Source organism: Sphingomonas sp. (genome assembly GCF_019635455.1).
Lineage (GTDB): Bacteria > Pseudomonadota > Alphaproteobacteria > Sphingomonadales > Sphingomonadaceae > Sphingomonas.
Genome location: NZ_JAHBZJ010000005.1, coordinates 54,770 through 68,876, shown reverse-complemented (window position 1 = coordinate 68,876; position 14,107 = coordinate 54,770). Strand labels below are relative to the sequence as shown.

General features: G+C 68.4%; 14 protein-coding genes. 3 read left to right on the top strand and 11 right to left on the bottom strand.

Translation table 11 applies throughout. From position 1 onward, the window contains the following. The first annotated feature begins 68 nt into the window (after positions 1–68). Positions 69–1,727: an alkaline phosphatase family protein gene (locus KF783_RS08100; RefSeq protein ID WP_294078077.1), complete on the top strand. Its 1,659-nt coding sequence runs from the start codon at positions 69–71 to the stop codon at positions 1,725–1,727. Positions 1,728–1,730: 3 nt separating this feature from the next. Here KF783_RS08100 and KF783_RS08095 read toward each other — a convergent pair whose 3' ends face one another. Next, a complete protein-coding gene (locus KF783_RS08095; protein ID WP_294078075.1) occupies positions 1,731–2,612 on the bottom strand; it encodes a mechanosensitive ion channel in 882 nt (293 codons plus the stop codon). 41 nt (positions 2,613–2,653) lie between these two features. Further along, complete coding sequence (gene mmsB, locus KF783_RS08090; protein WP_294078074.1) at positions 2,654–3,544, bottom strand: 3-hydroxyisobutyrate dehydrogenase; 891 nt, start codon at positions 3,542–3,544, stop codon at positions 2,654–2,656. Positions 3,545–3,690: 146 nt separating this feature from the next. On the opposite strand from mmsB, the gene KF783_RS08085 reads away from it, so the two are divergent. Further along, complete coding sequence (locus tag KF783_RS08085; RefSeq protein ID WP_294078072.1) at positions 3,691–3,891, top strand: hypothetical protein; 201 nt, start codon at positions 3,691–3,693, stop codon at positions 3,889–3,891. Here the strand turns inward: KF783_RS08085 and KF783_RS08080 are convergent. From KF783_RS08080 to KF783_RS08055, 6 genes are all read right to left on the bottom strand, one after another. Beyond that, positions 3,866–4,819: a polysaccharide deacetylase family protein gene (locus tag KF783_RS08080; protein ID WP_294078070.1), complete on the bottom strand. Its 954-nt coding sequence runs from the start codon at positions 4,817–4,819 to the stop codon at positions 3,866–3,868. The genes KF783_RS08085 and KF783_RS08080 overlap by 26 nt on opposite strands. After that, on the bottom strand, positions 4,816–5,805 hold the full coding sequence (locus KF783_RS08075) for a polysaccharide deacetylase family protein (RefSeq protein ID WP_294078068.1): 990 nt from the start codon (positions 5,803–5,805) through the stop codon (positions 4,816–4,818). Before KF783_RS08075 ends, KF783_RS08080 begins: the two co-directional genes overlap by 4 nt. Positions 5,806–5,910: 105 nt before the next feature. Next, on the bottom strand, positions 5,911–7,161 hold the full coding sequence (locus KF783_RS08070; RefSeq protein WP_294078067.1) for an adenosylmethionine--8-amino-7-oxononanoate transaminase: 1,251 nt from the start codon (positions 7,159–7,161) through the stop codon (positions 5,911–5,913). Further along, positions 7,158–7,757 carry a dethiobiotin synthase gene (gene bioD / locus KF783_RS08065; protein ID WP_294078066.1) on the bottom strand — a complete coding sequence of 200 codons (600 nt, stop codon included), beginning with the start codon at positions 7,755–7,757 and terminating at the stop codon, positions 7,158–7,160. The genes KF783_RS08070 and bioD overlap by 4 nt, the downstream gene beginning before the upstream one ends. Then, the gene (locus KF783_RS08060) at positions 7,754–8,860 is read right to left on the bottom strand and encodes an 8-amino-7-oxononanoate synthase (RefSeq protein WP_294078350.1); all 1,107 of its coding nucleotides are present in this window, start codon (positions 8,858–8,860) and stop codon (positions 7,754–7,756) included. The genes bioD and KF783_RS08060 overlap by 4 nt, the downstream gene beginning before the upstream one ends. Positions 8,861–8,913: 53 nt before the next feature. Then, on the bottom strand, positions 8,914–9,360 hold the full coding sequence (locus KF783_RS08055) for a cupin domain-containing protein (RefSeq protein WP_294078349.1): 447 nt from the start codon (positions 9,358–9,360) through the stop codon (positions 8,914–8,916). Positions 9,361–9,388: 28 nt separating this feature from the next. Between KF783_RS08055 and dapE the strand changes: the two genes are divergently transcribed. Next, entirely contained in the window at positions 9,389–10,510 is a 1,122-nt protein-coding gene (dapE, locus tag KF783_RS08050) for a succinyl-diaminopimelate desuccinylase (RefSeq protein ID WP_294078064.1), read from the top strand. Here the strand turns inward: dapE and KF783_RS08045 are convergent, their stop codons facing one another. The 3 genes from KF783_RS08045 to KF783_RS08035 all read right to left on the bottom strand — a co-directional run bounded on the left by KF783_RS08045 (position 10,511) and on the right by KF783_RS08035 (position 14,103). Beyond that, positions 10,511–12,190: an EAL domain-containing protein gene (locus KF783_RS08045; protein ID WP_294078062.1), complete on the bottom strand. Its 1,680-nt coding sequence runs from the start codon at positions 12,188–12,190 to the stop codon at positions 10,511–10,513. A gap of 67 nt (positions 12,191–12,257) precedes the next feature. Then, the gene (locus tag KF783_RS08040) at positions 12,258–12,815 is read right to left on the bottom strand and encodes a Smr/MutS family protein (RefSeq protein ID WP_294078060.1); all 558 of its coding nucleotides are present in this window, start codon (positions 12,813–12,815) and stop codon (positions 12,258–12,260) included. 40 nt (positions 12,816–12,855) lie between these two features. Next, positions 12,856–14,103: a murein transglycosylase A gene (locus KF783_RS08035; RefSeq protein ID WP_294078058.1), complete on the bottom strand. Its 1,248-nt coding sequence runs from the start codon at positions 14,101–14,103 to the stop codon at positions 12,856–12,858. Between the last annotated feature and the right edge of the window lie 4 nt (positions 14,104–14,107).

Genomic DNA, 14,107 nt, shown 5'->3' with positions numbered 1-14,107 from the left:
CGCGTCCTTGCCGTTTCGAAGCGAAAGGAACATAGCGGCGGCGGCTCGATTTGCCATCCGGAGGAAAGATGTTTCGCACGCTCGCCGCCGCCCTGTTGCTCGCCGCCCCCGCTGCCGCACAGGAAACCGCTCCCACCACACCCGCCCCACCATCGCCGCCGCCCAAGCTGGTCGTCGCGATCTCGGTCGATCAGTTTTCCGCAGACCTGTTCGCGGAATATCGCAGTCACTTCACCGGCGGCCTCGCCCGGCTGGCAAAGGGCGCCGTGTTCCCGTCGGGCTATCAAAGCCATGCGGCAACCGAAACCTGCCCCGGCCATTCGACGATCCTGACCGGAAACCGACCGGCACATACCGGCATCATCGCCAATGACTGGATCGACGTGAAAAGCGCGCGGGAGGACAAAACCGTTTATTGCGCCGAGGATGAAGCCGTGCCGGGCAGCACGTCGAGCAACTATACGGTTTCGCCCCGCCATCTGATGGTGCCGACGCTGGGCGACCGGATGAAGGCGGCGAACCCGGCCAATCGCGTCGTCTCGGTCGCCGGAAAGGATCGCGCGGCGGTGATGATGGGCGGCCATGTCCCCGACCAGATATGGTGGTGGGGCGGCAAGAGTTTCGTGAGCTATGCCGACCGGCCTGTTCAGCCGATCGTCGCGCGCGCCAACACCGCAATCGCCGATCGCATCGCCCTGGCCCAGCCGGCGCGCGAGCTGCCCGATTTCTGCAAGCCGCACGATCAGGCGATCACCGCCGGCACCCGGACCGTCGGCACCGGCCGCTTCGCGCGAGAGGCTGGCGACCGCAATGCGTTTCGCGCCTCGCCCGAATTCGACAGCGCGATCCTGGCGCTCGCCGCCGCCGAGTTCGACGAGATGAAGCTGGGGCGCGGGCCGGCCACCGATCTGTTGATCGTCGGCGCCTCCGCCACCGACTATGTCGGTCATGGCTATGGCACCGAAGGCACCGAGATGTGCATTCAGCTCGCCAGCCTCGACCGCGAACTCGGCACCTTCTTCGACACGCTCGATGCGAGCGGCGTCGATTATGTCGTCGTGCTGACCGCCGATCATGGCGGCCATGACCTGCCGGAGCGCAACCGGCTGCACGGCGCACCGGAGGCGGCGCGCGCGGATATCGGCCTGTCGGCGAAGGCGATGGGCGAACGGATCGCCCCGAAACTCGGACTTACCGGACAGCGGCTGCTCTGGGGCGGCAATTTCGGCGACATCTATCTCGATCCGAAGCTCGACGCGAAACAACGGGCCAGGGTGCAGGCGGCGGCGATCGCCGCCTATCGCGCCCATCCCCAGGTCGCCGCCGTGTTCACCCGGGCAGAGATCATGGCCGCTCCCGAACCTGTCGGCCCGCCGGAAACCTGGTCGCTGCTGACCCGGGCAAAGGCGTCCTTCTATCCGCCGCGCTCGGGTGACTTCGTGGTCGCGCTGAAGCCACGGGTCACGCCGATTCCGGTCCCCGGCGGCGCGGTGGCGACCCATGGCAGCTTCTGGGATTATGACCGGCGCGTGCCGATCCTGTTCTGGCGAAAGGGCATGACCGGCTTCGAACAGCCGCTCAGCGTCGAGACGGTCGATATCCTTCCGACCCTCGCCGCCGTCATCGGCCTTCCGGTGGCGAAGGACGGGATCGACGGACGGTGTCTCGACCTCGACGCGGGACCGGGCGACAGCTGCGCCGGGTCCTCGACCGCGGGCGGGCGGTAACGCCTATTCCGCAGCCTCGCGCATCGCGTCCGGCTCGGGCGCGATGCGCATCGGCTCCTTGAACGTGTGGGTGAGATAGGGGAACGGAATCTCGATTCCCTTGTCATCCAGCGCGCGCTTGATCGATCGGATCACCGCGTCACGGGTGCGATGCATGTCGATCGGCTTTGATCCGGCCCACCAGCGCACCGTGAAATCGATCGAACTCGAATTGAATTCGCGCGCGAACACGTCGATCCGCTTGTCGGTATTCACCCCCTCGGCGCTGCGCACCGCCTCCAGGATCACCTCGCGCGCCGCGTCCAGATCGGTGTCGTAGGAGACGCCGGCCACAATCTCGTGCCGCCGCTCATCCTCGTCGGTGATGATCTGCACGGGTTCCTTGAACAGCTTCGAATTGGGAACGATCGTCAGTTCGTTGGAAAGCTTGCGGACATGCGTCTCACGCAGGCTGATATGTTCGACCTTGCCCAGAATATCGCCGCATTCGATCAGGTCGCCGATCCGCATCTTCTTGCGGATCATGATGAGCACGCCGGCGAGGAAGTTCTGGAAGATGTCCTGAAACGCGAATCCGATCGCCACCGTGCCGATCCCCAGCCCGGCCAGCAGGCTGGCCGGAGTCAGCCCCGGCAGCACGATCGTCGCCGCGACCATCAGGCCGATCACCCAGATGCCGATACCGACAACCGTTTCGACCAGCTGTTGCAGGCTGGCGCGCATGTGGGTGCGCGCGGTCAGCCTGTCGGCGATCCTTCGGGCGAACCGCGCGACGATCCAGGTGATGACAAGAACGACCAGAGCGATGACGAGCATCGGCACCGACGCCACCGCCGACGTCCACATCGCGTTCAGCTGTTTCCACAAAATGGTGACCGCATCCATACCCCCCTAACGGGCTTGAAGCGGATGCGGTTCCGTAACGGTCAGCCTTCGCCGCCGGCTTCCAGCATGCGGATGATGCCGGAAAAATCCATTCCGGCATGCCCCTGATCGGCGAATTTGGTGTAGAGTTCGGCCGCGCGCGCGCCCATCGGGGTCGCCACGTTCGCGCCCTCCGCCGCCTCCATCGCCAGCTTCAGGTCCTTCAGCATCAGTGCGGCCGCGAAGCCGCCCGCATAGTCGTTGTCCGCCGGCGATTGCGGCCCCACGCCGGGCAGCGGCGCATAGCTCGTCATCGACCAGCTCTGCCCCGACGACACCGAACTGATGTCGTAGAATGTCTGCGGATCCAGGCCCAGCTTTCTGGCCAGCAGAAACGCCTCGCACGTCGCGACCATCGTCGCGCCGAGCAGCATGTTGTTGCAGATCTTGGCCGCCTGCCCCGCACCGTTGCCGCCGGCATGGATCACCGCCTTGCCCATGTCGGACAGAAACGGCTCCGCCTTCTCGAACGCGGCGTCGCCGCCGCCGACCATGAATGTCAGCGTCCCGCCCGCGGCCGCCGCGATGCCGCCGGAAACGGGGGCATCGACGGCCAGCAACCCCTTCGCCTGAGCGGCATCGGCATTGCGCCGCGCGGTCGAGACATCGATCGTCGAACAGTCGATCAGGATCGCGCCCGGCTGGGCCGCGCCGAACACGCTCTCTTCATAGACCTGGGTGACGTGGCGGCCGGCGGGCAGCATCGTCACCACCGCCTCGGCGCCCTTCGCCGCTTCCGCCGCGCTGCCAACCGCCAGGCAACCCGCCGCCGATGCGCGCGCCAGCGCCTCTTCGCTCAGGTCGAAGGCATGCACATCATGCCCCGCCTTTGCGAGATTGGCCGCCATCCCGCCGCCCATGTTGCCAAGGCCGATGAACCCCACGCGCGCCATATCTCATTCCTCTCGCAACATTGATTCGGTATCGACCACGCCTAGCGCAAAGCGGCCCCCATGCGATCCCCCGCGACCGAATTCGTCGGGAGAACCGCACGCGCCGTCATGCCATGCATCGGCCTTCGACACCCGGGGGACCTTCCATGCGATATCCGCGCCTTCTTGTCCTCGCTCCGCTGCTGCTGTTCGCGGCCTGCACCAGCGCAGAGGGGCTGAACACCTTTGCCGTCGGGATCTGCGAAGACAGTCCGGGCTGCTCCGTCCGCGACACGAAGCCGCGCTACGGCTCCCCACAGCAGCGCGTGGTGGAGGACGAACTCAAGGGACGTCAGGAGCCGATGTAGCCGCAGGCGCCTCCCCCAGCACGCGCTCGCGGAACAGCGGGTCGGCGATGCGCAGGTCGTTGCGCGCATACCAGCGGGGCGCGGGCAGCCCCTTTTCCCATGCCAGCGCCTCGGTCAATGTCCCCTGAGCCGCCGGCGTGTCCGGCCGCAGCTTCGCGATCGGGTCCGCATAGGCGGTGTCGGCGGTCACGATTCGCCACCCTCTCGCCCGCAGCGCCCGCACCAGATCGCCGACGAACAGCGCCGCCAGATCGGTTTCGTGGAGCAGCATGACATGCACCGGCGACCGGCCCAGCGTCTTCACCGCCAGCGCGTCATAGAATTCGGCCGCCTCCACATGGCTTTCGACATACAGGTCGCGCAGCGCCGCCATATCGATCCGCTTGCCCGCCTGGCGCGCGGCGCTGGCCAGCGCGTCGATGTTCCAGTCCGATGCTTCGGCCGTCACATATCCGTTCGACAGGCCGCGCGCGGCCAGGCCGGCGCGCACCGCGTCCCGCTTCGCCTTGTCCCGACCGCCCTCGTCCAGAAACGGAAAGCGGAACCAGGGGCGCAGCCCCGGCCTGCCCTGAAGCCACACCTGCGCCCGGTCGATATCGGCCAGATACGCCGCCGCCGTCATCCCGCTCAACCGTTGATGGGCAAAGCTGTGATTGGCAATGACATGCCCCGCCCGCACATATCGGGCGATATGCGCAGCACCATTGCCGGTTCCCGGCTGACCGAGATTGCCGACGGTCACGAAAAACGCCGCCTGCCTGACGCCCGCCCGACGCAGCGCGCGAACCAGGCGCCCGGCGCGCGCATCGGCGTCCATGAATCCGCCCGGCTGGCGCGGCACGTCATCGAACGTCAGCGCGATCCGCTTTTCGGCAGAGACCGGCAGCGCGAGCAACAGGCACATCAGCACGGCGATCAGCCATTTCACTGCGCCGCCACTCCCACGGCCCCCGCCGCCGCCCCGGGATGCATCACCCGCGCCTCGAACAGCCGGTCGGCCAGCTTGCCGTCGGTGCGATCATACCAGCGCGACCCCTTCAGACCCTTTTCCCATGCCAGCATCTGGATCCGCGTCCCGTTGGCGAAGGCGACCTCCGGATCGCGCCGCGCGATCGGATCGTCATATGCTTCATCGGCGGTGACGATCGTCCATCCCGCCTTGCGCAGCCCCGCGACCATATCGGGCAGGAACAGCGCCGCCAGGTCGGTCTCGTGCAGCAACAGCACCTGCGCCGGATGCCGCCCGGTCGCGCGCACCGCCAACTGGTCGGCAAACTCCGCCGCGCCGACATGCGTCTCGACATACAGGTCGCGCAGCGCCGCCATGTCGATGGGTCGCCCCGCCCGCTTCGCCGCGAGCGTCAGCCGTTCCATGTTCCAGTCATAGCCGTCGCAGGTGACATAGCCGTTGGTCAGGCCACGCGCCTTCAGCCCGGCGCGCACCGCATCGCGTTTGGCCAGATCATGCCCCCCTTCGTCCAGATAGGGAAAGCGGAACCAGGGGCGATAGGTCGGCCGTTCGCGAAGCCACGCCTGCGACTTGTCGATATCCGCAAGGAACCGTTCGGCGCTGACCCGCGACAGACCCGGATGGGTATAGGTGTGATCCGCGAGCACATGCCCCGCCGTCTCATAGGCGCGGACCAGCGCGCCGTCGCGCTGGCTCTGGATACGACCCGGATTGACGAAGAAGGCAGCCTGCATCACCCCCGCTTTCTCCAGCGCCGCCAGCAGCCTCGGCCCGCGCTCCTCCAGGGTCAGGAACGCGCCGGCCCCGCGCGGCGTATCGTCGAAGGTGATGGCGATCCGCTTGACCAGCGGGCGCGGCTGGGCCGCCGACAGCGTCAGCGGTGCCGCCCAGCCGATAAAGGTGAGCGCCGCCGCCGCAACCAGAATTCGAAACAGGACGATCAAGCCGCCACCCCCGCAGACTCGAAGATATGGTTAGCACGGCCTTTACCGAATGACGAACCGCCAGCGTCGGCGCACGATCCCATCGCGGGATCGCCTGATCCGGGCCTAAGCGACGGCGGCGACCGCTTCCCCGATCACGGCATAGATGCGCGTGAGGTCGGCATCCGAAATGCAATAGGGCGGCATGACGTAGATGGTGTTGCCCAGCGGGCGCAGCAGCACGTCCCGCTCCCGAAAAAAGGCGAGCAGGCGCGGGCCGAGTGCAGAGAGATAGGCGCCCTGTGCGTCCTGAACCTCCATTGCGACAATCGTCCCGATCTGTCTGAGATTGTTGACCTTTCGTTCCAGCGGTGCGGACATTTCGGTCTGGCGCCGGACCAGGTCGGCAATCCGCTCGCGCACCGGCTCCTCGCGCCAGATCGCGAGGTTCGCCGCCGCTGCCGCACAGGCGATCGGATTGGCGGTGTAGCTTGAGGAGTGGAAGAACATCCGCGCCCGGTCCGTCGATCGGTGCGATTCGAAAATCTCGCCGCTCGCCATCGTCACCGCCAGCGGCAGCGACCCGCCGGTCAGCCCCTTGGAGAGGCACAGGATGTCGGGGACGACCTGCGCCCATTCGCACGCCAGCAGCGCGCCCGTCCGGCCCCATCCGGTCATCACCTCATCGGCGATGAACAGCACGCCATGGGCGGCACAGATGTCCCGCATCGCACGCAGCACGCCTGGCCGGTAGATGCGCATGCCCCCGGACCCCAGGATCATCGGCTCGACGATCAGCGCGGCCGGCGCAGGCCGCGCCATGCACGCCCGCTCAAGCGCATCGAGCGTCAGCGCCGCGCGATCCTGTTCGGGAAAGGGGATCCGTTCGACATCGAACAGCAACGGGGCGTAGCTGCGGCTGAACACGCCGCGCGCGCCGATCGACATGCCGCCGACGGTATCGCCATGATAGCTGCTTTCCATCACGACGATGCGGCTGCGGTCCTCGCCGCGATTGGCGAAATGACCCAGCGCCATCTTGAGCGCCACCTCGACGCTGGTCGATCCGCTGTCCGAGAAGAAGACGTGATCGAGCGGGCGCGGCATCATCGCCACCAGTTCGCGCGCGACCGTCTCCGCCGGCTCGTGCGTCCAGCCGGCAAAGATCAGTTGGTCGAGCCGGTCCGCCTGTTCGCGGATCGCCGCCATGATGCGCGGGTGGCGATGGCCGTGCGTCGTCACCCACCAGGACGAAATCGCGTCGATCACCCGCCGCCCGTCGGCGGTGTACAGCGCGGCGCCCTCGGCATGGGTGACCAGCGGGATCGGCTCGTCCAGCCCATGCTGGGTGAAGGGGTGCCAGACGGGCGAGGTCATGCCAGTCCCGCCAGATCGAGGCCGGACGCGGCTTCCCGCACCGCAGTCGCGGTCAGCGGGTCGAGCAGCGGCAGCCGGCCCAGCGACCGGACGCCCCCCATCGCACAGATCGTCGCCTGGCTGTCGGCGACCTCCGACCCGGAAAACAGCACGCCGGCGATCGGCACACTGCGGCTGCGCAGCGCCTCGATCGTCAACAGGCTGTGGTTGATCGTCCCGAGCGCGGTCCGCGCGACGATGACCACCGGCAGGCCCCAGCGCGCGAACAGATCGGCATAGAGCAGGTCGCGGGTCAGCGGGACCAGCGCCCCGCCCGCACCCTCGATCACCACCCGCCCCGGCGGTGGTGTCAGGCGAGCGGGATCGATCGAGACCCCGTCGATCTCCGCAGCCAGATGCGGCGAACAGGGGGTGGTCAGGCGATACGCCTCGGCAAGCGTCGCCACCCCGGCCAGCCGCGCGACGACCTGACGGTCGGTTTCCTCGTCCAGCCCGGCCTGCACCGGCTTCCAATAGGTCGCGTTCAGCGCGTGGGCGAGCGCCGCCGAAGCGACGGTCTTGCCCACCCCGGTATCGGTGCCAGTGACGACGATCATCGCAGCGCCCGTGCCAGCTGGTCGATATCGTCCGCTTCGACGTTGCGGGTCAGCGAGATGCGCAATCGCGACGTCCCCGGCGGAACGGTGGGGGGACGGATACCGCGCACGTCGAATCCCGCGTGCTGCAACGCCTCCGCACGCGCCATCGTCGCCCGATCCTCGCCGATCACCAGCGGCAGGATCTGCGATCCGGTCACGGTCACGCCAAGCGGCGCCAGCACCCGTTCGGCATGCGCGATCAGGTGGAACAGCGCCTCGCGCCGCTGCGGGTCGTCGAGCGCGAGCGACAGCGCGGCGCGTACTGCCGCCGCCATCAGGGGGGACGGCGCGGTCGAGAAGATGAAGGGTCGCGCGCGATTGACCAGGAAATCCGCCATCACCCGCGGGCCACAGATCAGCGCGCCCTCGCACCCCAGCGCCTTTCCGCAGGTGCGCAGCGTCACAATATTCGCGCGCCCGTCAAGTCCGGCGGCAAGCCCGCGTCCGCCCGCGCCCCACACGCCGGTCGCATGCGCCTCGTCGATCAGCAACATCGCGTCATGCCGGTCCGCGATCGCGGCCAGTTCCGCCAGCGGCGCGCGGTCGCCATCCATCGAGTACAGGCTCTCCACGGCGATCCACGCGGTCCCCGTGCCGCCCCGCGCGCGCCACGCCGAAATCGCATCCTCGAACGCCTGCGCATCATTATGCGCCGCGGCGACGTGATCGGCCCGTGCCAGCCTCAATCCGTCATGGACGCTGGCATGGATCAGCGCGTCATGGACGATCAGGTCGCCCGGCTGCGGCAGGGTCGCGATCAACGCGGTGTTGGCGGCGAACCCGCTCGACAGATACAGCGCGGCCTCGCACCCGAAACGCGCCGCCGCCTCGACCTCCAGCGCCTCGATCTCGGGGTCGTTGCCGCGCAGCAGTCGCGAGCCGCCCGATCCCACCGCCACCCCGCGCGCGGCAGCATCGGTCACCGCCGCGCGCAATGCCGGGTCGCCGGCCAGGCCCAGATAGTCGTTGGAGGCGAAATCGACCCCCGTGCGCGGCGCCAGCGCGCGATAGCGACCCGCCTCGCGCAATGCGGCCAGGTCCCGACGATGAAAGTCTCCGATCACGCCCGGGGCGCTAGGCGATCCGGACAGGGATTGGCAATGGCGCGACGCGATCAGAATGCGGACCCGTCCTTGCGCCGATACCCGGCGCCCGGCGCCAGGTGCATGTCGATGTCCGGATAGTAACAGGCGCTTTCGGCGGATCGACCGATCGCGACGAACACGCAATCCGCCTCCCCGCGATTCTGGAGGACATGGCCGTTGCCGTCATTCTTGGGAAAGGCGGCGATATCGCCGGCGCGCATCACCGTCTCGCCGCCGTCGTCCACCAGCACCGCCTCGCCCGCGATCATCACCACCAGTTCGTCCTCGCCTGTATGCCAATGGCGTTGCGCGGACCAGGCGCCGGGCTTCAGCACCACATGGCTCACGCCGAAATCCTCCAGCCCCGCCGCCGGGGCGAGCCGGCGATACCAGCGCCCCGCGACCACCGCCGCATATTCGGGTGGATAGCCGGTGGCGTTGGTCTGCGGGATTGTATCGAGCGCGAGCTTGGGCAATGGAGCCTCCATCCATGGGAGCGCTTCCTTGCCCGACGTCGTCGAACTCACCAAGTCCCTGATCGCCGCGCCCAGCGTGACGCCGGCGCGCGGCGCTGTGTTCGACGTGCTGGCCGATGCGCTGCGCCCGCTGGGTTTCGCCATCGACCGGTTCGTCGCCGGCGACGCGCCCGACGGGCCGGTCGAGAATCTTCTGGCGGTGCGCCGGGCGGGGCCGGGACCCCATTTCGCCTTTGCCGGCCATCTCGACGTCGTGCCGCCCGGCGATGGCTGGGGGAGCGACGCATTCGTCCCCGAAATTCGCGGCGACCTGCTTTATGGGCGCGGCGCGGTGGACATGAAGGGCGCGATCGCCGCCTTTACCGCCGCGACTGCGCGCCTTCCCGCAACCGGCACGCTCAGCCTGCTGATCACCGGCGATGAGGAAGGGCCGGCGACGTTCGGGACGCTTGCGATCATGGAGCGGATGGCGACGGCGAGCATCTGCCCCGATATGTGCCTGGTCGGCGAGCCGACCAGCACCAGCCGGCTGGGCGACACGATCAAGATCGGGCGGCGCGGATCGACCGTCATCGACATCGACCTTCCCGGACGCCAGGGGCATGTCGCCTACCCCCATCTCGCCGACAATCCGGTCCCGCGGCTCGTCCGCGCGCTGGCGGAGATCGACGCGATCGTGCTGGACCGGGGAACCGACTGGTTCCAGCCATCGAATATCGAGATCATCGATCTGGCGGTGGGCAACCGCGCCACCAACGTCATTCCCGGACACGCCGCCGCACGGATCAGCATCCGGTTCAACGACCTGCATCGCGGTGCGGATCTGGTCGAACGGATCGAGGCGATCGTCCACAGCCACGCGCCGGCGGCACGTGTCCATGGCCGCGTCTATGGCGAGGCGTTCCTGACCGAACCCGGCCCGCTTTCGGAAATCGTGCGCGGCGCGATCCGCGCGGAAACCGGGGTGACCGCCGATCTGTCGACCAGTGGCGGAACGTCCGACGCGCGCTTCCTGTCGCGGCTATGCCCGGTGGTGGAATTCGGCCTGCTCAACGCAACGATGCACAAGCTGGACGAGGCGGTGGCGATCGACGACCTGCATGGGTTGACCTCGATCTATGCAGAGATTCTGCGGCGCGTCTTCGCCTGATCAGCCGGCGGCGCGGGTCGGGTAGGCGGGCAATTGCCGCGCCCATTCCAGGAATTCCGCCTCTGCCATCGGCTCGGCGATGTAGAATCCCTGGAGGATGTCGCATCCGATCACGCGCAGCACTTCCAACTGCGCGGCCGTCTCGATCCCCTCCGCCACGACTTCGCAGCCCAGCCCGTGGATCAGGCCGATCACCGCCTGGACGATCGTCCGCGCCTCGGCGCTGGTGGCGACATGCTCGACCAGGCTGCGGTCCAGCTTCACCCGGTCGAGCGGCAGGTCACGCAACCGCGCGAGATTGGAATAGCCGGTTCCGAAATCATCGACCGCGATCGTCGCCCCGTCGGCGCGCAGCGCGGCGATCGCCTCGATCACGTCACTCGAACAATGCATCGCCAGCGTTTCGGTGATCTCGATCTCCAGCAGATGCGCGGGCGCACCGGCCGCCTGCATCGCGGCGCGAAGCCGGTGGAAGAAGGCGGCATGGTCGAGCTGGCGCGGGCTGATATTCACCGCCATCCGCTGCTCGATCCCCATCTCGCCCCAGCGGGCGATGGTCGCGGCGACATTCTCGATCACCCACTCGCCGATCTCGACGATCAGGCCGGTCTCCTCGGCCCTGTCGATGAACGTCGCCGGCAGGCAAAGGCCGCGCTCCGGATGGCGCCAGCGCAGCAACGCTTCGGCGGCGACGATCCCGCCGCCGGCGACGCCGACCTGCGGCTGATACACCAGCTCGAACTGCTGACGCTCCACCGCCCCGCGCAGGTCGCTTTCCAGCTGCGCCCGTTCGGCGATCTCGGCGGCCAGCCGTTCGGTGAAATGCTCGGCCCGGCCGCGCCCCTGCGCCTTGGCGTGGTACATCGCCGCGTCGGCGGCGCGCATGAGATCGGTCAGCGTGGTGCCGTGGACCGGCCGGATCGCGATCCCCACCGATGCGCCGATCGATACCTCCTGATCGGCCAGGTCAAAGGTTTCGGAAAGCGCGAACAGGATCGCGCGTCCCACCCGGTCCGCGTCGCCGATCTGGGCGAGGGTTGGGAAGAACATCGTGAACTCGTCACCGGACAAGCGGCCGATCAACGGTCCCTGCGCATCCTCGACCGAAAACCGATCGCCCACCGCGCGCAGACGGTTGGCGACCATCGCGAGCAGCTGATCGCCGACCGCATGGCCCAGCGTGTCGTTGACCGCCTTGAAGCGGTCGAGATCGATGAAGAACAGCGCCGCCATCGTGTCGGCGGGCATATCGGCCAGCATCCGCTCGCAACTGCGGCGGAAATGCACCCGGTTCGGGAGCGAGGTCACCGGATCGAACAGCGCCAGCCGCTGAACACTCTCAAGATTGGCGTGAAGCTGCTGGAACAACCCGTTCATCGCCTCGGCCAGCGGCGGCACGCATTCCGCGACCTGGGGCGGAATTTCGCTCTCCAGATCGCCCCCTGCGGCGCGGGCAAGCCGATCGATCGCCGCATCGATCGCTTCCGCCGTCACTGCGATCGAGCGTTCGGCATAGGCCCAGCACATCGCGGCGCAGATGATCGCGGCGATCAGTGCGCGAGCGGCGCTCGCGACGTCATAATGCCCGCGCGACGTCGCAGCGAGCGCCAGGATGAACACGAACGCCCCGGCGCAGATCGCGAACGCGATCGCACGGCTCTTGAGCGAAAATCCGTTCATCGCGACGTCGCGACCCTCCGTTTGCCCGCCCCCACTGGCGACAACCGGCAATGCTAGGGGTCATTGGTTAAGATTTAAGTCGCGATACCTGCCGATCCCGGCGCAGGACGATGTAGAGCGCACCCTGCCCGCCATGGCGCGGATGCGCGTTGCGGACCGCCGCGATACGGTCGCCATGCGGCGACGCCGCGATCCATCCCGGCACCGCGGCACGGATCGCGCCACGGGCATAGGGGCCGCGCGCATCCGGACGCGGCGGCTTGCCGGTGATCAGCAGCAACAGCCGGTCGCCCCGCGCGATCGCTCGCGCCAGCCCCGCCTCCAGCATCGCATGCGCGCTCTCCAGCGTGTGACCGTGCAGGTCCAGGCTGGCATCCGGTCCGATCATGCCGCGGCCCAGGCGCCGGTCCCATCCGCCATCGAGCGTGTCCTGCACCGGACGCGCGGCCGGTGGCACGCGCGGCGGCGGTGGGCTCGCCTTTGCCAGCTTGACGGGCGGCGCGACGCCCGGCGCATGAACGCGAACGGGAGGCGCGAGCGGCGCAGGCGCATCGGCCCGGTTTCGCGCGATCGGCTTGACCGTCGAGGTCACCCGCGCCCACAGCGCGCGTTCTTCGGGCGTCACCGCGCGGCCGTCCGGCGCGCGACGCGACCGCAGGCCCGCATCAATTGCCCGCGACGCCCAGCCGCGCCAGAGTGCCGCGCGGCAGCAACAGCCACGCGGTTCCGCGCGCGGCCATGCCGCCGGCGATCGCGCGCGCATCCGCGCCCGCGCCCCAAAAGGTGTCGAAGCGGTTGGTCCCCTTGATCGCGCCGCCGGTATCCTGCGCCACCCACAGGCCGGTCGCATCCTGCCGATCCATCGACAGAAATACCGGCGCGCCCATCGGTACGAATTTCGGGTCGGCCGCAACGCTCCCCTGTCCGGTCACCGGCACGCCCAGCGCACCCAGCGGCCCCGCGCCGGTCAGTTCGCGGAAGAAGACGTAGCTCTTGTTCTCGCGCATGATCGCGCGACCCTGTTCGGGATTCGCACGCAACCACGCCATGATCCCCTGCATCGACGCCTGCCCGCGCTGAAGCAGCCCCCGGTCGAGCATCAGCTTGCCGATTCCGGTATAATCGCGCCCGTTCTGGCTCGCATAGCCGATCCGCATCACCGATCCGTCTGGCAAGCGCAGCCGCCCCGATCCCTGGATCTGGAGGAAGAACAGCTCGACCGGATCCGCCGCCCAGGCGATTTCCAGTCCGCGCCCGGCCAGCGCGCCCTGTTCGATGGCGGTGCGGTCGTAATAGGGGACGAATTTCGCGCCCTCCACCCGCCCGCGAATCGACTTGCCGGCCAGGCCGTCCGAAAAGGCGCCCAGATCGACGTCGATCAGATCGCCGGGCCGGCCATAGATCGGCACGTCATAGCCGGGACGCCGGGTGCGCGATCCGGCGATTTCCGGTTCGAAATAGCCGGTCGCAAAGGCCTTTCCATCGGCCACCTGTACCGCCTCGAAATAACGGGCAAAGAACGACGTGGCCTCGCGCTCCTGCACCCCCGATGCCGCATCGCACGCCGCGCGCCAGTCTTGCGGGCGGGTCAGCCCGCTGGCATCGGCGCGCCGGGTCAGCACCGGACAGCTCAGCTTGAACGCATCCAGCCCGCGCGCCGCCGCTGCCATGGTGATGGGCAGGCGATCGACCGGCGGCCCCGCCAGTAGCCCGGCGGCGGAGGCCGTGAGCGCGGTCGCCGGCGCGGCGGGCGCCGGGATCGGGGCGATCGGCGTGGCGGCGACAGGCTGGCGTACCGGGACATTGCCCGGGATCGGCGCTCGCCCGACCGGTTGTGGGCGACCGGGCGGCACCACGCCGGACGCGCATGCACTCAACAGCACGGCCAGCGCCGCGACCCCCCAGGCGCGCATAGAG